The following is a 20,685-nucleotide window of genomic DNA, read 5'->3' as shown; positions in this document are numbered from 1 at the left end:
TGCATGCCATGGGAGGTGTTTTTTCGTCTTAATAATATTGAGAATTTCGACGGTTTCTCGCCCATTCGTCCGTTTCGAATCGACTGAGAAGTTCAAAGCCCAGGCTACTGATCAACTCACCCGGAGGAACGTGTCGTTCGAGATGACGGTCGTGAGTGGTAGAAGCGCGGCGTGATTTCACCATCGGATAATGCGGTAAAACAAAGGGATATAGCACGCTCCGCCATTCCGTTAGGCAGGGCGTGCTCCGAAAGGTTCGCAGAAATCGATTAATCTTGTTGCCGAACGATGAAAAAATGGAGGGTGAGATCGGCAGTGCCGAAACAGGCTGTGGTCGGAGAGACCGATGGAGTAGCCCGCTTTATCGGCTTTGGCGCCTCACAGGGCGTTGGCGTTGCCACATGAGTATGCGAGCGGTGCAATTCCCGCTGTTATCAAGGCTGTCATCACGATCAAATGGCCTCCGCCTCCAATCTGAAGAGGTGGTCATCGAGTTTGATCGAAAATGCGTGACCCGAGTGTCTTGCTTCCGCTCGATGACGTTGTCAGGTGCTTAGCGCTTACGCTGTAACCCGCTTGTGGTCGAAGACAAATTTGCGCCAGCGATTAATGGTATATGCTTTGAAGATGCCATTAAGAAAAAACGGATCGTGCTCGATATAATCTACCGCGTCTTGCCGTTCGTCCGAGTCGAGTATGATGAGTCCTCCGTTCGGGAAATCGTCGTCTTCGGGAAAGAGTCCGCCGCTGGCAATGATCCGGCTGGCATTCTTGTCAACATATTGGAGATGTTCCGCACGAAGCTCGCGCTTCCGCTCAAGGACGCCAGGCTCATCGTGAAATGTTATGACATAAGGCATTTAAGTTTCTCTCCTAAATCGCTTATTACTCGTCGCTATTGAAGCGTTACCCTCATGGACTAGTACGTGTCGCGGGAACGAGCAACCTTGAGCGGCAAGTCGCTATAATGTTATGTTATTGCTTGCCGTTGCAGCGCCTAACATAGATTGCACACGGTATTTCGAGGGAAATTTCCTCTCAGCAGTGCTCCGTTGACGCCTGTGCTCTCCGTATTTCCGGTGTTCGACGGTTTGACCCGGCGCGTCGTCAGCGACACGCGTATTCATGAGCCCCATCGATAGCTGCATGCGATAGATCTCATTTAAACTTCCTTCTCCCATGCTCTATGATTATACTTCGTGCCCTTGCCAAACGTCCTAACTCAATGAATGAAGTGGAACCTCGGCATGCAATCTTCTGTCAATCTTGAAATTTCCCGTCGTGACCTGTTGGCGTCATCTGCGGTGGCAGTCGCTGTTACCGGGGTCGCCCGCCAAGCTGACGCACAATCGGCGGCTCCTTCAGCCGCTCACAAAAGCCATGTCACCTTCATAGTCAATGGTGAGAGCAGCAGCCTGGATATCGACAACCGGACGAGCCTGCTCGACGCCCTGCGTGAACACCTGCATCTAACCGGAACAAAGAAGGGGTGCGATCACGGTCAGTGCGGCGCCTGCACGGTCATGGTGGAAGGCCGCCGTATCAACTCCTGCCTGACGCTGGCCATTATGCATGACGGCGACGCGATCACCACGATTGAGGGACTTGGCAGGCCCGGCGCGCTGCATCCGATGCAGGCGGCCTTCGTCAAGCATGACGGTTTTCAATGTGGATATTGCACGCCTGGACAGATCTGTTCCTCCATCGGCGTGCTTGACGAAATCAAGGCGAACATTCCAAGCCATGTTACCGGCGATCTGACCGCGCCCGTCCAGTTGAGCCAGATGGAAGTTCGCGAGCGCATGAGCGGCAATATCTGTCGATGCGGTGCCTATTCCAATATTGTCGACGCAATTTCGGAAGTCGGAGGAATCAAAGCATGAGAGCCTTCAGTTACGAACGTGCCTCGTCCGTCGAGGCCGCGGCCAAAGCGGTTGCTTCCAATCCTCACGCCAAGTTCATTGCCGGCGGGACGAACCTGCTCGACCTGATGAAGCTCGAGATAGAGACGCCGACGCATCTTGTCGACGTCAACGGGCTTGAATTGGACCAGATTCAGGCGACGCCGGATGGCGGGTTGCGCATTGGCGCGCTGGTTCGTAACACCGATCTTGCCGCACATGCGAAGGTTCGAAGTGACTATGGGCTCCTGTCGCGTGCGCTTCTTGCCGGTGCTTCCGGGCAGCTCCGCAACAAGGCGACGACGGCCGGAAACCTCCTGCAACGAACGCGCTGTCCGTACTTTTACGATCCTAACCAGCCCTGCAACAAGCGACAACCCGGCAGTGGCTGTTCCGCCATTGGCGGCTTTACCCGTCAGCACGGGATCGTTGGCGTATCGGACGCCTGCATCGCCACCCATCCAAGTGATATGGCGATTGCCATGCGAGCGCTGGACGCCGTCGTGGAAACCGTCAAATCGGACGGAGGCCGCCGCTCAATACCGATAGCGGATTTCTACCGGCGGCCAGGAGACACACCTCACATCGAGACGATACTGGAGCACGGTGAGTTCATCACCGCCGTTGCGCTCCCTTCGCCGCTTGGCGGCAAGCACGTCTATCGCAAAGTCCGTGATCGCGCGTCCTATGCGTTCGCGCTCATTTCTGTTGGTGCAGTGATTCAGCCGGATGGTAGAGGACGCTTTGCGGTCGGTGGTGTCGCCCCCAAGCCGTGGAGAATCGAAGCGGCGGAAGCCGAGTTGCCTAAGGGGGCTCGTGCTGCGACTGAAATTCTCCTCGCCGACGCCCATCCAACAGAGCAAAACCGTTTCAAGATCGATCTGGTCAAGCGCACGCTTGGCGCCGTGGTCGAAGAAGCGCGGGGTTGAGCCATGCGATTCGACAAACCAGCCACCACAAATCCGATCGACCAGATGAAGGTCATCGGCCAGCCTATCCACCGTATAGACGCTCAGCTCAAGACGACGGGCCTAGCCATGTATGCCTATGAATGGCACGAGCCTGACATGCCGTATGTCTATGGGTACCCTGTTGGTTCGGCGATCGCCAAGGGGCGCCTTAGATCGATAGACATCTCTGCTGCCAAAGAGGCCGATGGCTTCATCGCAGTTGTCACCGCGCTCGATGTTGGCGATCTCAAGAAAGGCAAATACAACACTGCGAAGCTCTTCGGAGGACATGAGATTCAGCACTATCATCAGGCCATTGCCGTTGTCGTTGCTGAGACTTTCGAGCAGGCAAGGGCCGCTGCCGCACTGGTGAAAGTCGATTATGAAACGGAAACTGGCGCCTTTGACTTGCAGGATGCAATGCGCACAGCAGTCAAACCGGACGACTCGCAGCAGCCGGATACGACGGTTGGCGACTTCGAGGCTGCTTTTCGCACCGCGCCAGTAACGCTCGACGAGACTTATACGACACCCGACCAATCGCATTCGATGATGGAGCCGCACGCCTCCATTGCCGCATGGCACAACGAAGAACTGACGGTTTGGACATCCAGCCAAATGATTGACTGGTGGCGGACGGACCTTGCGACGACGCTCGGCGTTGACAAGGAAAGGGTGCATTTGATGTCGCCGTTCATTGGTGGTGGTTTTGGTGGCAAGCTGTTTCTGCGCGCGGACGCGGTGCTGGCGGCGTTCGGCGCCAAGGCTGCGGGTCGCCCCGTCAAGGTGGCGCTACCCCGTCCGTTCATGGTCAACAATACGACTCACAGACCCGCAACCGTTCAACGCATCCGTATAGGCGCCGAATTGGACGGCAAGATCACGGCGATTGCCCATGAAAGCTGGTCCGGCGATCTAAAGGGGGGCAATCTGGAGACGGCCGTGAATCAGACACGGCTTCTCTATGCAGGAGCCAACCGGATGACGGCGATGCGGCTGGCGACGCTCGACCTTCCGGAAGGCAACGCCATGCGGGCGCCCGGTGAAGCGCCGGGTCTTATGGCGCTGGAAATTGCCATAGACGAAATCGCTGAAAAGCTTGGCCTTGATCCTGTCCAGTTCAGGATAGTCAATGACACTCAAGTTGACCCTGAAAAACCGGAGCGGCCATTCTCTCATCGTGATCTTGTCGGCTGCCTCAAATTGGGAGCAGAACGTTTCGGCTGGAGCAACAGACCAAATACCGGTGCACGGCGCGAAGGCAGCTGGCTGATCGGAATGGGTGTCGCCGCTGCGTTCCGCAACAATCTCGTGCTTCCCTCCGGCGCCCGCGCCAAGCTCGACAGTCAGGGCGTCGTTACCGTTGAAACCGATATGACCGACATCGGTACCGGAAGCTACACGATCATCGCTCAGACTGCCGCCGAGATGATGGGCGTCGGCATCGACAAGGTCGCCGTGCAGCTTGGTGATTCACGTTTTCCCGTATCGGCTGGCTCCGGCGGGCAATTCGGCGCCAACTGTTCGACGTCAGGCGTCTACGCCGCCTGCGTCAAGCTCCGAGAAGCCGTGGCAAGCAAACTGGGCCTGAACGCGCAGGATGTGACCTTCGAGAACGGTGAGGTTCGTTCTGGAGACAGGTCCGTTACCCTGGCTGAAGCGGCCGGGGCTGATGGCCTTTTCGGCGAGGACAGGATGACGTGGGGTGACCTGACCGATACTTATCAGCAATCGACCTTTGGAGCGCATTTCGTTGAAGTCGGTGTCGATATCGCGACCGGTGAAACCCGCATCCGTCGAATGTTGGCAGTCTGTGCCGCCGGGCGCATCCTCAATCCGATCACCGCGCGCAGCCAGGTCATCGGCGCGATGACGATGGGGGTAGGGGGCGCGCTATCGGAAGAGCTTGCCGTCGATATGCGTCGCGGGTTCTTCGTCAACCATGATCTTGCCGGCTACGAAGTGCCTGTGCATGCCGACATCCCACATCAGGAGGTGATCTTCATGAACGAGACAGACCCGATGTCTTCGCCGATGAAGGCGAAGGGCGTTGGCGAGCTTGGGCTTTGCGGAGTCTCAGCGGCGATTGCAAACGCCATTCACAACGCCACCGGAATTCGCGTCCGGCACTATCCGATCACGCTTGATAAGCTGATCGGTGGTCTGCCGGAGGTGGCGTGACTGAACTTCCAGCGACGATCGCCGGCTCAATCGCCATGCCTTCTCAGAGGTTTCCATGGTTCAAATGTGTTCTTCCATTCTGCAAGCGACTCCGGTGCGCACATCGGTAGCGGACGATCCTGCAGATCTCCTTCGCTTTGCGATTAATGCCCATCAAGCTGGGCCTGTGGCATTGGCCACCCTGGTCGAAATCCGGGGTGGGGCCGCTCGGGCTCTCGGTTCGCATGTCGTGGTGGCGGCTGACGGGCGCTTTTGCGGCTATGTCTCCGGTGGATGCGTTGAAGCCGCCGTCGCGGCAGAGGCCCTCCTCGCGATGTCGGTGGGGCGCGATCGGGTCGTCAAGTTCGGTGACGGTTCTCCTTTTTTCGATATCGTTCTTCCGTGTGGCGGTGGCGTTTCCGTAGCGATCCACGTGCTGAGGGAGGTCGGCGCCTTGCGGCAGGCTCTTGACCGCCTCGCGCGACGGCAAGCGGTGGGCCTAAGATACTCACCGCAACAGGAGACGCTCGAAGCGGTTGAGATGCCGGTACGGTCGAGCTGGATCGAAGGCGATTTCATCACAGCTTATCGTCCCATGACCAGGGTTCTTATTTCCGGGCGGACAGCGGAAGCCGAGGCTGTGGCGCGACTGGCCGAGGCCGCTGGTTACGATGTCACGCGCTGGCGGACGGGAGACGGTATTAAAAATGCCGTGCAGGATATCGACCCATATTCCGCGGTTGTGCTGTTGCATCATGATCTCGACGCGGAAACCGTGGTTCTGGCTGCTGCGCTACGCTCTTCCGCATTCTACATCGGCGCACTCGGCAGCACCCGTACTCATCGTCAACGTGTGCAGCGTCTCACGGTGCAGGCTTTCAAAACGGAAGATATCAATCGGATCAAAGCGCCTATCGGCATGTTTGGTCCGACCAGGGATACGACATCGCTGGCGCTCTCCGTGCTGGCCGATATTGCGGCGTCGAGGTTGACCGCGTTTGGATGAGACCGCCAGTGACTATCGATCATCTTTCAACGAACAGTACCGTCGCCGTTATTATTTTGGCGGCCGGGACGTCGAGCAGGATGGGTTCAAACGGATTTCATAAATTGCTCGCCAATTTTGACGGCATACCGCTCGTACGCCGCACTGCGCTAGCGGCGACTGGTTGTCAGAGCCGGTCGGTTGTCGTAGTGACCGGGCATAGGGACGCTGAAATAAGGGATGCGATTGCGCGCCTTGATGTACAGATCGTGTATAACGATGCCTACCTTTCAGGAATGGCGAGTTCGCTTGCAGCCGGCGTAAATGCGGCGGAGCGCAGCCTGCCTGACGGCGTGTTGGTCCTTCTTGCCGACATGCCTTTTTTGACTGTGTCCGACCTGGACATGCTGATTACTGAATTTCAAAATCAAGGGGGGAATGTCATCGTTCGCGCCACGGCGAATGGTGCGCCGGGCAACCCTGTAATCTTTCCCAGGCAATTCTTTGGACGGCTGAAAAAACTTATTGGCGACGAAGGTGCGCGCAGGATGATTGGTCAAGATGGAGTAGAGGTTGTCGATGTGGAAATTGGTGACGCCGCCCGTATTGATGTCGACACTCCCGATCAAATCGTTGCCGCAGGGGGTGTTCTCGTTGACGGAGAAGCAAGGGTGAAGGGTGAGTGAACCTCCATGTTTGACACATTGACAGTTCCGTTGGTCGCCAAGGGCAGTACAACCTCCTTGACTGACCCCTTCGGGCGGGCGGTCACCTATCTACGGGTCTCGGTCACCGACCGCTGCGATTTCCGCTGCACCTATTGCATGGCAGAAAACATGACCTTTCTGCCGAAGAAGGATTTGTTGACACTAGAGGAGCTCGGCCGGCTCTGTTCGGCCTTCGTGACCAAGGGGGTGCGCAAGATTCGTCTAAGCGGCGGAGAACCTCTGGTGCGCAAGAATATCATGGTTCTAGTACGCCAGCTCGGCCGTCAGCTCGGCGCCGGTCTCGACGAGCTGACGATCACAACCAATGGCTCTCAGCTTACTCGCCACGCGCAAGAGCTTTATAATTGCGGCGTGCGCCGTATCAACGTCTCGCTTGATACCCTCGATCCAGAAAAATTCCGCAAGGTGACCCGCTGGGGCGATTTTGGAAAAGTCATGGAAGGTATCGACGCCGCCCAGGAGGCCGGACTGAAGATCAAGATCAATGTCGTGGCGCTAAAAGACTTCAATGACATCGAAATACCCGACATTATATGTTTTGCGCACGGCCGAGGCATGGATGTGACCCTCATCGAAACCATGCCTATGGGCGAGATCGAGGAAGATCGCACCCACCGATACCTGCCGCTGTCTCGGTTGCGCGCAAACCTTGAACGGCGGTTCACGTTCACCGATATCGACTACCGAACAGGCGGTCCTGCCTGCTATGTCCGGGTAGGCGAGACCGGTGGCCGCCTGGGCTTTATCACGCCGCTGACCCATAATTTCTGCGAAAGCTGCAATCGCGTGCGGCTCACCTGCACAGGTACTCTCTACATGTGTCTTGGTCAGGACGCCGCCGCCGATCTGCGCACCGTATTGCGCATGTCCGAGGGCGACGATTGTCTTTCGGCCGCGATCGACGAAGCCATCCTTCGCAAGCCGAAAGGTCACGATTTCATCATCGACCGTCTGCACGGGAGACCCGCCGTCGCCCGGCACATGAGCGTTACCGGCGGTTGACAAGAACCGCTCTCCATTTGGGCGTTGGCCGCTTGTCTTCGTGATGAGGCTGCGGCCCATCGCAGTAAACGATCGTCTTCTCTTTTCCTTGCCGGAGATGTTGGGAATGAACAATCCAGTGCGGCCCGTCAGGAACAGCGACCGGCATGTCGGGCACGCGATAATTGGCTCTAGCCGGCCGGAAATGGGGCGACTATGGCGAAGCTGAATTTTCTGCCACATGCGACGGCGCTGGCCTTGGGCAGAGCGGAAAGAGCCGGGTTCAAGATCGCCGTGGGCGGGAGAACTATTGCCATCCTGCTGATCGCGATCGCATATTTGCTAAGTTATTATTTTCCAATCAATCTGGCTATTTTCGGGATGACAGCGGTAATAGCGCTGGGTGGCCTGACGACGCTGAAAGCGATTGGCACAAAATATGAAAGGCATGCACGGTACGTGTTGTTTGCTTTCGACGCGAGCGTTGTGACCGTGTTGCTCGCCTTCGTTCCGCTGAGCAGCGGCGGCCACGTTCCGCAGAATCTGGTATTTTTGACAAGCTCGATGCAGCATTATTACTTGGTCGTTGCGGCCTCCGTTTTGACCCTGTCGCCGCCGCTCGTTCTCTGGACTGGCGCCTGGGCTGCTGGTGGCCTCCTGTTCGCCACGTGGTGGATCGCCTCTGGCATGGATATGATTTTAAGTTATAGCGACCTGCCAATTTCCCCCAGCCCCGAAATCTACCTGCGAACTGTTCTCAATCCTAATTTCCTGGGTATCGCATCCCGGGTTCAGGAGGCGCTGATCATTTCTCTTGTTACCGGCATAGCTGCTCTGGCGGTCCACCGAGCGCGCAAAGTTGTTAGTGAGCATGCTGAAGCCAAGGCCAGACAAAGGCACGTGCAGAACCTTTTTTCGCGTTATGTGCCTGCGGCAATCGTGAACGAGCTTGTCGATGAAGGTCAACTAGCACCACAGACACGACGGGCGACCCTGCTGTTCGCCGACATAAAAGATTTCACCAAAATGTCGCAGAGGTTGCAGCCGATACAATTGGTGGAGCTTCTCAACGAGTTCTTCTCCGCTATCACCGAGATAGTCGACCAAAACGGTGGAGTCGTCATAAATTATATTGGCGATGCAGTTCTGGTGAGCTTCAACGCCCCCCTTGCCGTTGAACGACCTGCGGACCGGGCGGTCAGGGCCGCTCAGGATATGTTGGCAGCTGTAGAAACGCGGCAATTTCTGGAGATATCGCTCCAACTTCGGATCGGAATTGCGACCGGGATTATTGCTGCGGGAACTGTGGGCGCCGGTGAGCGGCAAACATATACCGTCTATGGGGATGCTGTTAATCTTGCCCAACGGCTTCAGGCGCTCAACAAGGAAATGGGCACCAACTGCCTGGTTTCAGGAGAAACTGTCCATCATATGTCCGATGCGGAAAAGCTTACCTCTCTTGGTTCGGTCCCAATTCGGCATTTCGGACTGCCGGTCGCCGTCTATAAGTTGGATCGGTGACGCCAAGGGTTGGTGGCTTCGAGGCAATCTCACAACTCCAGCAACGTCGTCTGGAACGGCATTTATGAATAAGCCTCATTAGCGCATGCAGTTTTAACCGGCTAGTTGTCGGATTTTATTGCAACTATATTTGCCTTAACCATTCCGACTGAGCAGTCGGATTACTTGCTCCGACACGCGCTTGAGCAAGCGGTTGAAAACCGTTGGGAATGCGCACCACAGTTAGAAAAATCCAGAAATTTGGCGTGATCCGTCGTAAGCGGCGCCTGTGTCACGTTGTGCAAAAGTGAGTTTGAAATGCAGCCGACAATTTCCCTGAACGGGGATGCCACGGAGAGCCCGGTTGCGGCCTGGGGTGGTGTATTCGCCCTCTCGCTTGGCGCCTTCGCCCTTATCGCCTCGGAGTTCATGCCGGTCAGCTTGCTGACGCCTATTGCGGCTGATCTCCACATCAGCGAAGGTCAGGCGGGCCAAGCGATTTCGGTTTCGGGCGCCTTTGCTGTTCTCACCAGTCTTTTTATCTCCGCAATTGCGGGTCGTCTCGATCGCAAAATTCTGTTGTTGATTTTGACGGGGGTCATGATTGTGTCGGGAACGATCGTCGCGATCGCACCGAACTATGAGATTTTCATGCTCGGCCGCGCGTTCATTGGTATCGTGATCGGGGGATTCTGGTCTATGTCCGCCGCGACCGCGATGCGGCTTGTGCCGGCAAACAAGGTGCCGCGTGCGCTTGCCATTCTGAATGGAGGCAACGCGCTGGCGACGGTGATCGCCGCACCGCTTGGCAGTTTTCTCGGTGGCCTGATCGGTTGGCGCGGGGCCTTCTTCTTCGTCGTGCCGATCGCCGCAATTGTATTCGTCTGGCAATTGATCAGCCTGCCTTCGATGAAGACGACTGCCCGCACCAGTCCAGTCGCCGTGTTCGACCTGTTGACGCAGCCAGTTGTTGCTTTCGGTATGGCTGCCGTCAGCATCTTCTTCATGGGCCAATTTGCGTTGTTTACTTATCTTAGACCCTTCCTGGAGGTCGTCGAGCATGTTGATGTCTCGACTTTGTCCGCGCTGTTGCTGGGAATGGGCGTGACAGGCTTTGTCGGGACGACACTCATCGGACGATATGTCAACGACTCCCTATACGGTACCTTGACCACGATTCCCATTTTAATGGCGTTCATAGCGACCGCACTCACCTTCGCTGGCGGCGGTGTGGCGCTGACGGCCATATTGCTGGCGCTCTGGGGGCTGTTTGCGACCTCGGCGCCTGTCGGCTGGTGGACGTGGGTGGCAAGAACGCTTCCTGAAGACGCGGAGGCTGGCGGTGGCTTGATGGTGGCGGTCGTGCAATTGGCGATCACCTTCGGCGCGGTCGTCGGAGGGATACTCTTCGACACGAGCGGATATGTCGTGACCTTCAGTGTTAGCGCTTTTCTTTTACTGATGGCGGCGCTGCTCGCGCTTCTAACGGCGAGCAAGGTCGAACCCGCTTTGCGGTCGGCCTGAGAACTGTTGATCGGAAAAGCGGATGGCGCGCCTGCAACGTCAGCGCAGATCTCGCAGAGAGCGATCTCGGCAGGCGCCGACCTAGGGCATTTCCAGCAAAAGCGCGAAGCGGTTTTACGTCCGGAAAATATGTTAAAACAAAGAGGTAGAGCGCGTCCAACGATTTCGTTTAAACCGGACGAGCTTGCCGTATGATCATCGCCGCTTCTTATCTCACGAAGAAGCGGCGATTGCTTGCGTTCCGTGCTGGATGGGGACACGGAATTCTCTTCTGTCTTTTTTGAGTGCCGTCATACGGAACTTTTTTTTCATTATAGAATGGTGATGAATTGGTCAGTTTCTGCACTGCCCGCGTTCAAATTTCAGGCGGCGGTCCTGTCGATTTTTGCGATTTTTTTCTGCATAGAATACAAATATTTGCAGTCAATTTCATTGTAAATCCGTATTTACCCTTTGATTCGTTGAGAAATTCCCATTTTCATCATTGATGACTTCTGACGGATTCTTTTGCGAAAAATGCGTATTTTTTTCATTTGCCCATCGTTGAGACGGTTTGCCTAATAGATAGGCTGATGGCCCACTATGCAATTTTTTTTTCATCTGTAAGCTTTCCCTATCGTCAGAAATGAGAGAAGCCAGATGACAGTCCTTGATCGTTCGTCCTTTTCCTCCCAGAGCGGGCGATTTGAGCGCCTGCTCGATGGCTTTACGCCAAGTTTCGAGTTTGATCCGGTCGGGCCGCTTCCCGAAAGCGAATTTGTGGACCGTCTTCGACGCATCCGCCGAGAGGCCGTCGTCGCCGGTCATGACGTGATCCTGATCCACGCGGATTCCATCGGCTCCTACAAGGTGTCCAACTCGTATCTTCGTTATGTTTGCGACTGGGCGCGCGAAGGAGTGCTCGTCATACCGACGGACGAGGACAAGCCTCTTACCCTGTTCTCCATTTTCAGCAGTTCCGTCCTGTTGCCGCCGGCCGGTGAGCCAGTTCTCGTCGAAGACATATGGCAGGTTGGCACCTGGGGACGGGAGACTTACAACCGTCCGGGCAAGACGGTCGACAAGGTTACCGAGGCCGTCGCTTCGTTTCTGGAACGCGAAGGTTTCTCATCCGCGCAGATCGGCCTGATTGGCGATGCGACCTCCAGCAATTACTGGAGCGGGCTAGGCAAGCGTCTGCCCAAAAGCTCGTTCGTACAAGCAAGCGCGATTGTCGAGCGCATGCAGAAGGTCCGCTCGAAGCGGGAGCAGGCCGTGGTGCGCGCGGCGGCGCAACTCGCCAGCATCGGTATCGAGGCTGCCTACCATGTAACCCGACCCGGCGTCACCGATTTCGAAATCTATGCCGCTTTCACCTATGCGCAGATGTCGCGCGGCGGTGAGACCGGCGACGGCTACCAGATCGGCATCAATCGGTACGGCACCCATTGCGGCAAGCCTTACGGACATGTCGTGCGGAATGGCGATCTGATCAACCTTTATATTTCTGCGGTGATCTACCAGGGATACACCGCCCAGATCGCCCGGATGATCGCGGTTGGCGACATTACCGACAAGCAGGAAGAGGTGCTGCAGATGTGCACCGAAGGTGTTGAGGCGGCGGCGGCGCTGGTAAAGCCCGGCGCACTTGTTTCCGATATCGCCAATGCTTCGTTTGATCCCTATATTAAAAGGGGTTACCTGTCCTCCGCCAACAGCCGCACGATGCCCTATAACTGGGCTGCCGAAGATGACGGACAACCCCGTCTCATCCCGCGCAAGCATGTCGTGGATGAGGACTGGGAGCGGCAGGGCCGCAAGCTTATGCATGTCTATCCGGCAACGCTTGGGCCGCATAACCCCAATGTCGGGCATGCCGTGTCCATGCCGAAAATGATTCCCTACAACATTCAGTCGAACAACCATGACAGGCTGGAAGAAGGAATGACCTTCGTCCTCCACTCGCAGTGGCTTGAGCCGGAGGTGGCAGGCTGCAATATCGGCGATTGCTACCTTGTTACCGCTAACGGTGCCGAAAACCTCAGCCACCATACCCCGCTTGCAGTGCATCGTGTGAAGGCTGACGCCTGACGCACTGCCGGATCCGTGAATGCCGATAAGAAAACTTAAAAATAAAATCCAGATGGAGAACCGAAAATGTTTGAGAAGATTCATCGCCGGCGGCTCTTAGCCACCGTAGCTCTTATGGGAATGGCGTTGACGGTCGGGTTTGGCGCAAGCGAGAGCCATGCCCAGTCCAGCGAGAAGGTGACGCTGAAAATCGCCAACTCGCAATGGCTGGATGCATTGCGCGGAAAGAACCTCTGGGCTGCCGTCGCCAAATATCAGGAGACCAATCCGAACGTGACCCTGGAGCAGGTCGCCATTCCGGCGGCCGAGTTCAGCGACAAGCTGACGACGGAGATGGGCGCAGGTCAGGGCCCGGATCTTGCCATGATGCAGGAGGGCCTCTTCTATGCGATTGCAGACGCCGGCTTCCTCGTTGATCTTTCGGCTGCCGAAGACGGCGTCAAGCTCAACAAGACCAATGAGAACGGCAAGATCGACGGCGTTCAGTACGGGCTGGGCTGGCAGCGTGCCGTTTATGCACTGATCTACAACAAGCCGCTGATCGATGCCGCCAAGGCCAAGGTTCCAACGACAGTCGATGAATTGATCGTATCCGCCAAGGCCGCCTCCGCCGCAACGCCGGGCGTCATCGGCTTCACGGGTCGCCATCAGATGAACGACTTCAACGGCTGGTTCATGGACTTCCAGAACTGGGCCTATGGCTATGGCGTCAACTGGGTCGATGCCGATGGCAAGCTGACCATCGATACGCCGCAGGCGGCCGAGGCTGTTGCCGCATTCAAGAAGGTGTACGCCTCCGGCATCATGCCGATCGGCGACAGCATGCCGACGCAGCGCACACGCTTCAAGGAAAAGCATGCCGCCTTCTCGATCGACAATTCCGGCGGCACGCTGAACATTGCTTCCGGCGGCGCCATGCAGACCGGCGAACTTGGCTCCGCGCCGATGCCGTTCCCGCATCCCGGCGCGCATCAGCAGATTTTCATCGGCGTCAGCGCCCACGGCAAGCACCAGGAAGAGGCGATCGCTTTCGTGAAATGGCTTGTCGGCCCCGTTGGCCAGCAGGCTCTGCGCGATGCGTCGGGTCCGGATACGCTGGCAACCGATGTCCCGGTCAGCGACGCCTATGCCAAGGCCAATCCCTGGGCTCCGACATTCGTGAAGCTCGCCGAAAACTCGCGCAGCACCCTGATCAAGGGACACGAAGTCGAGACGGCGCAGATCATGCGTTTCGTCATGCAGGCGGTCGAGAAGGCCATCCTCGCAGATGCCGATCCAAAGACTGTTCTGGCGGAAGCACAGGCTGCCGTCGACAAGCAGTTCTGATCGAAAAGCATCGGAAGGGAGAATGATGTGAGCGCGAGTGGCTTGAATATAAGCAGGCGGCTGGGGAGAATTTTGCCCTATGCCTTCATTCTCCCGCCTATGATCTATCTGGTGGTGTTCATGTTCTGGCCGCTCGGCCGGCAGATGTATATGAGCTTCACCAACACCCGGATCATCAATCCCAACCGGGGCCGTTTCATCGGCCTCGGCAACTATGAGCGGCTGATCGATGACCCGGCTTTCTATCTCTCGCTCAGCGTCACGCTGATATACACGGTCATGACCGTCATCATCGGCGTGACCCTGGGATTGGTGGCGGCGCTGGCGATTGACCGACCGTTCAAGGGACGCGCCGTCGTCAGAGCCATCCTGCTGTTCGGCTGGGCCGTTCCCGGCGTCGCGGCCTCGCTGATATGGCTCTGGATGTTCAATGAGCGATCCGGCGTCCTCAATCGCATGACCGAGTGGCTCGGGCTCGGGCGGTTCGCTTGGCTCACCAGCACGGATTATGCGCTTGGCTCGGTTCTGGCGGTCACCGTCTGGCAGGTTGCGCCTTTCGTCATGCTGGTGGTGCTGGCCGCCCTGCAATCCGTGCCGCAGGAGGTTCGCGAGGCTGCAAAAATCGATGGCGCAGACGGCATCAGCACCTTCCGCGCGGTTACCCTGCCGCATATCCGCCCCTCCGTCCAGCTTGCGGCCCTGCTCGTCACGGTCTGGTCCATCCGACGCTTCGATGTGATCTATCTTCTCACCGGGGGCGGCCCGCTGGGCTCGACGAGCACGCTGGTCGTCAAGCTTCGGCAGACGGCTTTCGAGGGCCATGAGCTTGGAATGGCCAGCGCCTATGGGGCGGTCGGCCTTGCGCTGGCACTCATGGTCGCCGCCATTCACTATTTTGCCGAGCAACGTCGCATGAAAAGGATGTCCCGATGACGACGCCCAAGAAGCTCTCGCTCAAGGCCCTGCGTTATCTCCTGATCGGCTTTCTCGTCGTGCTCGCGGGTTTTCCTGTCTATTGGATGGCGAGCACGGCACTCAACCTGAACTCCCAGCTTTATGGCAGCGGGCAGGTCGTATGGCCGCAACTCCAGCACTTTCCCGACCTGGTCGATGAACTCGGCAAGGTTCCGATCGGGCGCTGGCTGTTCAATACGTTGCTGATTGCGGCCGGCGGCACTGTACTCAGCCTGACGCTCGGTTCGCTTGCGGGCTATGCGCTCAGCCGTTTCAAGTTTCATGGGAAAGGCCTTGTCGGCTTCCTGTTGTTCATGACGCAGGTTGTTCCCGAGGCGCTTATCCTGGTGCCGCTCTACGCCATGTTCATCACGTTCGGCCTGCTGAACAGCCTGACGGGTCTGATCCTCGCCAATGTCGGTTTTTCTCTGCCTGTCGCCTGTTTCGTCCTCAAGGGCGCGATGGATGCCGTGCCCTATGAGATAGAGGAATCCGCCATCATCGATAATTGCCCGCGTTTCAGCGTTTTGACCATGATCATCCTGCCGTTGATCATGCCCAGCATCGCGGCGGCCGCAGTGGTTTCGTTCTTCGCGGGCTGGAACGAATTCCTGTTCGCGTCGACCTTCCTGATGGACCAGACGCTGTGGCCTGCAAGCGTCGGCCTTGCCTCCTTCGTTGGCCAGTACGAAACGCCGATGTCCGCCGTTCTCGGCGCCGCCTTGGTCTTCAGCCTGCCGGCGATCGTCTTTTTCCTCCTCATCCAGCGCAAGATCGTCGCCGGTCTCACGACTGGCGCAGTAAAGGGATAACTCATGTCCGCTTTGTCTTTCAAAGATGTCTCCAAATCGTTTGGAGACCACACCGTTATCGAAGCGTTCAACGCAGATATTCATGACGGCGAGTTTCTGGTGCTGCTCGGCCCCTCGGGATGTGGGAAGTCGACGCTGCTGCGCATGATCGCGGGCCTCAGCGACATCACGTCCGGCAAGCTGTTGTTCGATGGCGCGGTCGCCAACGAGTGGGAACCCAAACGTCGCGGCGTCGCTTTCGTGTTCCAGACCTACGCGCTCTATCCGCACATGACGGTTCGGGAAAACATCGCGTTTCCGCTGGTCATGGATGCGTTCCGCAAGTGGTATCACCTGCCGATCGTCAATATCGTCGCCCGCCACAAGTTGATGAAGCGGCCCGACATTGCCGAGCGCACGCTGAACATTGCCCGTCAGCTGGAACTGGAACCGCTACTGGACCGTCGCCCGGCAAGTCTTTCCGGCGGTCAGCGCCAGCGGGTCGCGCTTGCGCGCGCGCTGGTTCGCAATCCCGAGCTCTATCTTCTTGATGAACCTCTTTCCAACCTTGACGCCAAGCTGCGCACGCAAATGCGCTCGGAAATCTCGTCGCTGCACCACAAGGTGGGCAAAACCTTCGTCTATGTCACGCATGACCAGGTCGAAGCGATGACGATGGCGACGCGCATCATCGTCATGAACAAGGGCATCGTGCAACAGGTCGATACCCCGGACGAGATTTACGACCATCCGGCCAACACTTTCGTGGCGCGCTTTGTCGGCTCGCCGCCGATGAATCTCATTCCAGCGTCGGTCAATGGCGCCTTGCTCGAATTTTCCGGCGATCTTGAAGTCGAGCACGGGGCGGCGTTGCCGTCCCGGCGGGAACTGACCTTCGGCGTCCGGCCGGAAAAGATCACGCTTCATCCGGCAGGCGAAGGCCGCCTGCCGGCGCAGGTCGCCGTCATCGAGCGGCTGGGCGCCGAGACGGTGATCGGTTGCCGACTGATGACAAACAAAACGGTCAAGGGCGAATCGCTACTTGAGCATGACCTTGTTTTCGTTCGAGTTTCTGGCAATCCCGGCGTAAAGGTCGGAGAAGCGTGCGGGCTGGATTACCGGGCGGAGGACGTTCTCTGGTTCGATGTCGACAGCGGCGATCGCGTTTTCATAAATTAAGGTGGTGGTCATGCAGAATTTTCACGTTTCGGCGACGGGACACAGCCTTAACTATCTTCCAGAATATGTGGCTGTCTGGCAGGGTTTCTTTGAGGAGGAGGGGTTGGCCGTCACGGCAAGCGTCCCATCTCCCTGGGACCTGGTCTTGAGCGATATCGCATCGGGCAAGGCCGACGCCGCTCTTGGCGGCATATGGGTGCCATCCATGTTCCACGGCCGTGGCAAGCGTTATACGCCCTATGCCCAGATTGCCGCGCGAGCGCCGCTTGCCATTCTCGGCCGGGAACAAGCGGCTGATTTCGACTGGCGGGCCATGGCTGGTAAAACAATCTCGATGAAGGGCAGCAATGGCGCAAGCGTTGGCCTTTTCACGAAACTCCTGTTGCGCGAAAAGGGTGTCGAGCCGCGAAACGTCCAGTTCGTCCAGGACCTCGATGGAAAGATGCTCAGCGATCTCTTTGTCGGCGGCATGGGCGATTATCTGGTTATCGACTATCCCTCCGCGGTCACGCTTGCGGCCAAGAACGATGTTCACGTCGTGGCGGAATTGCCCGTCACGGGTGGAAACATACCGTGGAGCGTCTACTACGCACAAAACGAGAGCAGCGATGAGCGGCTGGATGCCCAGACCCGGTTCTCAAGTGCGCTCGGTCGCGGCATGCAATGGATATTGGCGAACGAGGCTGAGGGATATGTCGATTTTCTGGCGAAAACCTTTCCCAAATTCGCGCCGGATCTGCTTGTCCGGCTGACCGATATCTACCGCGGCAATGGCATGTGGACGATACCGCGTATCGATCCGCAAGCCTTTGCCCGGTGGCAGCAGGGCATTGCGGATGGACATCTCACGCAGGCCCCGATCCACTATGACGACCTCATCGATACCCGTCCGACCGCTGCTTTCGCGGGTGTGTGAGCACAGCAGCTCGTAAGGAGAAACAAGACGATGCGCATCGCAGTCATCAATCCGAACACGACCGCCTCCATGACGCAGCGCATTGCCGCCGCCGCCCGTCTTGCGGCAGCGGCCGGTACGGACATTATCGGCCGCCAGCCGACGGTCGGGCCAGAAGCCATCGAGGGTCCGTTCGATGGTGCGCTTTCGGTGCCGGGCCTCCTGAGGGAAATCGTCGCTGCCGAGCGTGAGGGGGCAGATGCTCATATCATCGCGTGTTTTGACGATACGGGTCTCGACGCGGCGCGCGCGGTCGCATCCAAGCCTGTTATCGGGATCGGAGAAGCTTCGTTTCATGCCGCGAGCCTTGTTGCGCACAGCTTCTGCGTCGTGACCACGCTTTCCCGTTCCGCGCCTGTTATCGAAGACAATATTCACCGCTACGGCTTTTTCACCCGTTGCCGCCGCGTGTTTGCTACGGATATTCCCGTTCTGGAGCTGGAAAACCCTGAAAGCGGCGCGTTCGAGAAAATTTCCTCTTTCATACGCCAGGGGCTGGCGCTGGGTGCGGAGGGCGTTGCCCTGGGCTGCGCCGGTATGGCGGCTTTTGCGCAGGATCTGCAGCGAACGCATGGTGTTCCGGTCGTGGATGGTGTCTCGGCGGCTGTCGGCCTTGCCGAGACGCTGGTGAGATGTGGGCTGTCGACATCCAAATCCGGTGTCTGGGCGACACCGACGCGTTTTCACGTTCTTGAAAAGCTAAGCTGACTGGACGCTTCCCAACCCCTTAACGCCCGATATTCGTTTGTGGGGTGGAGACGTCGTCGAGCAATTTCACCAGCCGGTCGATTTTTTCGAAACGCTTCAGGCTCGCCTCGCCCATGGAGGTTGAAACGCTCCAGGCGAGGTAGTTGATGATCGTTATGGCGGCAGCGAAGGAATTGAAGGGAGAAGGCGATTGGCACCGGCACCGCAGGACGTGGTTGGCGGCCTTGGCGCTTGCGGCAGCGCTGAGATCGGTAATGAGCACGGTGGTCGCACCGGCGGCCCGGGCCTCCTTGATGATCGTCGCCAGCAGTCGAGGGCGACGACGAAAGGCGATGAACAGCACGACGTCACCTTTGGTGATGGAGGCGATTTCGTGGGAATATGTTCCACCGCCAACGGGCAGCACCTGCACGTCGTCTTTCATCAGTCTGAAGTAGTGAGAAGCAAGGATCGCAAGGCCGTAACCGCTGCGCAGGCCCATGATCCACAGGCGGCGCGAGCGCACGATGGCCTGGCTTATGTCGTTGAGTGTGGTTTCCGAGAGGCTTTCGGCGGTTGTGCGGATGTTTTCAATGTCCGTTTCGACCGTGCCGCTAAGGGAGACACTGCCTGATGGCGCCAGATTGGGATCCTCGAGCCCCGCGCGGGGCGATCCCCAATGCTGGTCGGCCCGTATCTGCCGTTTCGCATCGGGGTAAGTTTCGTATCCAAGCGTACGGATCAATCGGGCGGCGGTCGCCTTCGAGACCTGCGCCTTGGCCGCCAGCTCACCCGCCGTATAGCTTGGAAGATCCATCTGATATTGCAAGAGATATCGGCCAGCCGCTTCTCGGCGGGCGAGAGGGTGGAATAGATCGCATAGATTCTGGCCTCAAGCGAGCGCGGTCGTTGCTTGGTTGTGGTCGACTTCGAGGACGGACTCACGGGGCACCCTTCATCTGTATGCGATTGAAGCGAACGTTAGGACAACCGCAAGCTTGTCCGCAAGTATCGATGAACGGCCACCGCACGAAAACGATCAGGGGGCATGATGTTTTATCTCGATCCACCGATCCGTCTGAAGGCCGCCACCCGTGTGACATTGCCGCCTGAATGGGTGGCGCCTCGCCGCAGCGACTGGGCGGACTGTCAGCTTGGAGGCCGGCTTCTGGGTTCTTTTCTCGAAGGGCCCTGCTTCGACGGACATGGCAACCTCTATCTGGTGGACATACCTTTCGGGCGGATCATTCGGGTGAGCGAAGACGGTCGGCCGGAACTCGTCACCACCTACGAGGGTTGGCCGAACGGTCTTAAAATTTTGCGGGACGGACGCATTCTCGTCGCCGACCATCGGCTTGGTCTTGTCGAGATCAACGCGCGCGGTGAGGCAGTGGTGCTTGTCGACAACTATCGCGGAGAGCGCTTCCGCGGCCTCAATGATCTGACGATCGGCCCGAACGGCTGGATTTATTTTACCGATCAGGGGCAATCCGGTCTTCAGGAACCTAACGGCGCTGTCTATCGCTGGAACATCTCATCCCTGCGGCTCGAACGGATACTGACGGGCATTCCAAGCCCCAACGGTCTCGTGCTCAGCCGTGATGCAAACTGGCTTTTCGTCGCGGTGACACGCGCCAATGCGATCTGGCGCCTCCCTTTCGTCAGGGATGGCGGTGTCAGCAAGGTGGGTATTTTTCTCAATCTTTCCGGTGGCGGCGGGCCTGACGGGCTGGCGATGGATTGCGAAGGAGGCCTCATCGTCGCTCAGCCCGGGCTTGGGGTGCTGCGTTTCGACGAAGCGGGACGCCTTACCCATATCGTGGACGTTCCCGAGGGAACATCTACCTCGAATATCACCTTTGGGGAGAATGACAGCCGGGTTTTGTTTATTGCCGACAGCGCCGGCTCAAGGATCTTGGCGGTGGAGATGCCGTTTGCCGGGGCAACTGTTTCCTGAGGCGGCCATGCATTTCAAAAGACGGGGAGAGAATACG

General features: G+C 57.7%; 19 protein-coding genes. 16 read left to right on the top strand and 3 right to left on the bottom strand.

Annotated elements, in window-relative coordinates:
- Positions 1 to 560 precede the first annotated feature (560 nt).
- Complete coding sequence (locus L901_RS08215) at positions 561 to 860, bottom strand: YciI family protein (RefSeq protein ID WP_059755383.1); 300 nt, start codon at positions 858 to 860, stop codon at positions 561 to 563.
- Between the two features lie 387 nt (positions 861 to 1,247).
- Here L901_RS08215 and paoA point away from each other — a divergent pair, with 387 nt between their 5' ends.
- From paoA to L901_RS08175, 8 genes are all read left to right on the top strand, one after another.
- The gene (gene paoA / locus L901_RS08210; protein WP_059755472.1) at positions 1,248 to 1,883 is read left to right on the top strand and encodes an aldehyde dehydrogenase iron-sulfur subunit PaoA; all 636 of its coding nucleotides are present in this window, start codon (positions 1,248 to 1,250) and stop codon (positions 1,881 to 1,883) included.
- A complete protein-coding gene (locus tag L901_RS08205) occupies positions 1,880 to 2,830 on the top strand; it encodes a xanthine dehydrogenase family protein subunit M (protein ID WP_059755380.1) in 951 nt (316 codons plus the stop codon). Before paoA ends, L901_RS08205 begins: the two co-directional genes overlap by 4 nt.
- A 3-nt stretch (positions 2,831 to 2,833) precedes the next feature.
- The gene (paoC, locus tag L901_RS08200) at positions 2,834 to 5,032 is read left to right on the top strand and encodes an aldehyde oxidoreductase molybdenum-binding subunit PaoC (RefSeq protein ID WP_059755377.1); all 2,199 of its coding nucleotides are present in this window, start codon (positions 2,834 to 2,836) and stop codon (positions 5,030 to 5,032) included.
- Between the two features lie 55 nt (positions 5,033 to 5,087).
- On the top strand, positions 5,088 to 6,017 hold the full coding sequence (locus L901_RS08195) for an XdhC family protein (protein WP_059755375.1): 930 nt from the start codon (positions 5,088 to 5,090) through the stop codon (positions 6,015 to 6,017).
- Between the two features lie 8 nt (positions 6,018 to 6,025).
- Positions 6,026 to 6,682, top strand: coding sequence for an NTP transferase domain-containing protein (locus L901_RS08190; protein ID WP_245289618.1), 657 nt, complete (start codon positions 6,026 to 6,028; stop codon positions 6,680 to 6,682).
- Positions 6,683 to 6,688: 6 nt separating this feature from the next.
- A complete protein-coding gene (moaA, locus tag L901_RS08185; protein ID WP_059755371.1) occupies positions 6,689 to 7,726 on the top strand; it encodes a GTP 3',8-cyclase MoaA in 1,038 nt (345 codons plus the stop codon).
- Between the two features lie 195 nt (positions 7,727 to 7,921).
- Positions 7,922 to 9,226, top strand: coding sequence for an adenylate/guanylate cyclase domain-containing protein (locus tag L901_RS08180; RefSeq protein ID WP_059755368.1), 1,305 nt, complete (start codon positions 7,922 to 7,924; stop codon positions 9,224 to 9,226).
- Positions 9,227 to 9,523: 297 nt separating this feature from the next.
- On the top strand, positions 9,524 to 10,729 hold the full coding sequence (locus L901_RS08175) for an MFS transporter (protein ID WP_059755366.1): 1,206 nt from the start codon (positions 9,524 to 9,526) through the stop codon (positions 10,727 to 10,729).
- Between the two features lie 429 nt (positions 10,730 to 11,158).
- Here the strand turns inward: L901_RS08175 and L901_RS27665 are convergent, their stop codons facing one another.
- Positions 11,159 to 11,536: a hypothetical protein gene (locus tag L901_RS27665; RefSeq protein ID WP_245289625.1), complete on the bottom strand. Its 378-nt coding sequence runs from the start codon at positions 11,534 to 11,536 to the stop codon at positions 11,159 to 11,161.
- Positions 11,537 to 11,539: 3 nt separating this feature from the next.
- Between L901_RS27665 and L901_RS08170 the strand changes: the two genes are divergently transcribed.
- From L901_RS08170 to L901_RS08140, 7 genes are all read left to right on the top strand, one after another.
- A complete protein-coding gene (locus L901_RS08170; protein ID WP_371259711.1) occupies positions 11,540 to 12,799 on the top strand; it encodes a M24 family metallopeptidase in 1,260 nt (419 codons plus the stop codon).
- Positions 12,800 to 12,865: 66 nt separating this feature from the next.
- Positions 12,866 to 14,125, top strand: coding sequence for an ABC transporter substrate-binding protein (locus L901_RS08165; protein ID WP_059755360.1), 1,260 nt, complete (start codon positions 12,866 to 12,868; stop codon positions 14,123 to 14,125).
- A gap of 72 nt (positions 14,126 to 14,197) precedes the next feature.
- The gene (locus L901_RS08160; protein ID WP_371259710.1) at positions 14,198 to 15,058 is read left to right on the top strand and encodes a carbohydrate ABC transporter permease; all 861 of its coding nucleotides are present in this window, start codon (positions 14,198 to 14,200) and stop codon (positions 15,056 to 15,058) included.
- On the top strand, positions 15,055 to 15,891 hold the full coding sequence (locus tag L901_RS08155) for a carbohydrate ABC transporter permease (RefSeq protein WP_059755356.1): 837 nt from the start codon (positions 15,055 to 15,057) through the stop codon (positions 15,889 to 15,891). Before L901_RS08160 ends, L901_RS08155 begins: the two co-directional genes overlap by 4 nt.
- A 3-nt stretch (positions 15,892 to 15,894) precedes the next feature.
- The gene (locus L901_RS08150; protein ID WP_059755353.1) at positions 15,895 to 17,049 is read left to right on the top strand and encodes an ABC transporter ATP-binding protein; all 1,155 of its coding nucleotides are present in this window, start codon (positions 15,895 to 15,897) and stop codon (positions 17,047 to 17,049) included.
- 10 nt (positions 17,050 to 17,059) lie between these two features.
- Positions 17,060 to 17,965 (top strand): ABC transporter substrate-binding protein, encoded by a 906-nt coding sequence (locus tag L901_RS08145; protein ID WP_059755469.1) that lies wholly within the window; start codon positions 17,060 to 17,062, stop codon positions 17,963 to 17,965.
- 30 nt (positions 17,966 to 17,995) lie between these two features.
- On the top strand, positions 17,996 to 18,712 hold the full coding sequence (locus tag L901_RS08140) for an aspartate/glutamate racemase family protein (protein ID WP_059755350.1): 717 nt from the start codon (positions 17,996 to 17,998) through the stop codon (positions 18,710 to 18,712).
- A gap of 19 nt (positions 18,713 to 18,731) precedes the next feature.
- On the opposite strand, the gene L901_RS08135 is transcribed toward L901_RS08140, so the two are convergent.
- Positions 18,732 to 19,508 carry a MurR/RpiR family transcriptional regulator gene (locus L901_RS08135; RefSeq protein ID WP_245289617.1) on the bottom strand — a complete coding sequence of 259 codons (777 nt, stop codon included), beginning with the start codon at positions 19,506 to 19,508 and terminating at the stop codon, positions 18,732 to 18,734.
- A gap of 231 nt (positions 19,509 to 19,739) precedes the next feature.
- Here L901_RS08135 and L901_RS08130 point away from each other — a divergent pair, with 231 nt between their 5' ends.
- On the top strand, positions 19,740 to 20,648 hold the full coding sequence (locus tag L901_RS08130) for an SMP-30/gluconolactonase/LRE family protein (protein ID WP_245289616.1): 909 nt from the start codon (positions 19,740 to 19,742) through the stop codon (positions 20,646 to 20,648).
- Positions 20,649 to 20,685 lie beyond the last annotated feature (37 nt).

The organism is Agrobacterium sp. D14, assembly GCF_001526505.1.
Classification (GTDB): domain Bacteria; phylum Pseudomonadota; class Alphaproteobacteria; order Rhizobiales; family Rhizobiaceae; genus Agrobacterium; species Agrobacterium leguminum.
This window is presented reverse-complemented; position numbering and strand designations above follow the sequence as displayed.

Excerpts from the sequence above, each read along its gene's own strand:
- L901_RS08215 (WP_059755383.1), bottom strand. The coding sequence starts at position 860 with ATGCCTTATGTCATAACATTTCACGATGAGCCTGGCGTCCTTGAGCGG.
- paoA (WP_059755472.1), top strand. The coding sequence starts at position 1,248 with ATGCAATCTTCTGTCAATCTTGAAATTTCCCGTCGTGACCTGTTGGCG.
- L901_RS08205 (WP_059755380.1), top strand. The coding sequence starts at position 1,880 with ATGAGAGCCTTCAGTTACGAACGTGCCTCGTCCGTCGAGGCCGCGGCC.
- paoC (WP_059755377.1), top strand. The coding sequence starts at position 2,834 with ATGCGATTCGACAAACCAGCCACCACAAATCCGATCGACCAGATGAAG.
- L901_RS08195 (WP_059755375.1), top strand. The coding sequence starts at position 5,088 with ATGGTTCAAATGTGTTCTTCCATTCTGCAAGCGACTCCGGTGCGCACA.
- moaA (WP_059755371.1), top strand. The coding sequence starts at position 6,689 with ATGTTTGACACATTGACAGTTCCGTTGGTCGCCAAGGGCAGTACAACC.
- L901_RS08180 (WP_059755368.1), top strand. The coding sequence starts at position 7,922 with ATGGCGAAGCTGAATTTTCTGCCACATGCGACGGCGCTGGCCTTGGGC.
- L901_RS08175 (WP_059755366.1), top strand. The coding sequence starts at position 9,524 with ATGCAGCCGACAATTTCCCTGAACGGGGATGCCACGGAGAGCCCGGTT.
- L901_RS27665 (WP_245289625.1), bottom strand. The coding sequence starts at position 11,536 with ATGACCGGCGACGACGGCCTCTCGGCGGATGCGTCGAAGACGGTCCAC.
- L901_RS08165 (WP_059755360.1), top strand. The coding sequence starts at position 12,866 with ATGTTTGAGAAGATTCATCGCCGGCGGCTCTTAGCCACCGTAGCTCTT.
- L901_RS08155 (WP_059755356.1), top strand. The coding sequence starts at position 15,055 with ATGACGACGCCCAAGAAGCTCTCGCTCAAGGCCCTGCGTTATCTCCTG.
- L901_RS08150 (WP_059755353.1), top strand. The coding sequence starts at position 15,895 with ATGTCCGCTTTGTCTTTCAAAGATGTCTCCAAATCGTTTGGAGACCAC.
- L901_RS08145 (WP_059755469.1), top strand. The coding sequence starts at position 17,060 with ATGCAGAATTTTCACGTTTCGGCGACGGGACACAGCCTTAACTATCTT.
- L901_RS08140 (WP_059755350.1), top strand. The coding sequence starts at position 17,996 with ATGCGCATCGCAGTCATCAATCCGAACACGACCGCCTCCATGACGCAG.
- L901_RS08135 (WP_245289617.1), bottom strand. The coding sequence starts at position 19,508 with ATGGATCTTCCAAGCTATACGGCGGGTGAGCTGGCGGCCAAGGCGCAG.
- L901_RS08130 (WP_245289616.1), top strand. The coding sequence starts at position 19,740 with ATGATGTTTTATCTCGATCCACCGATCCGTCTGAAGGCCGCCACCCGT.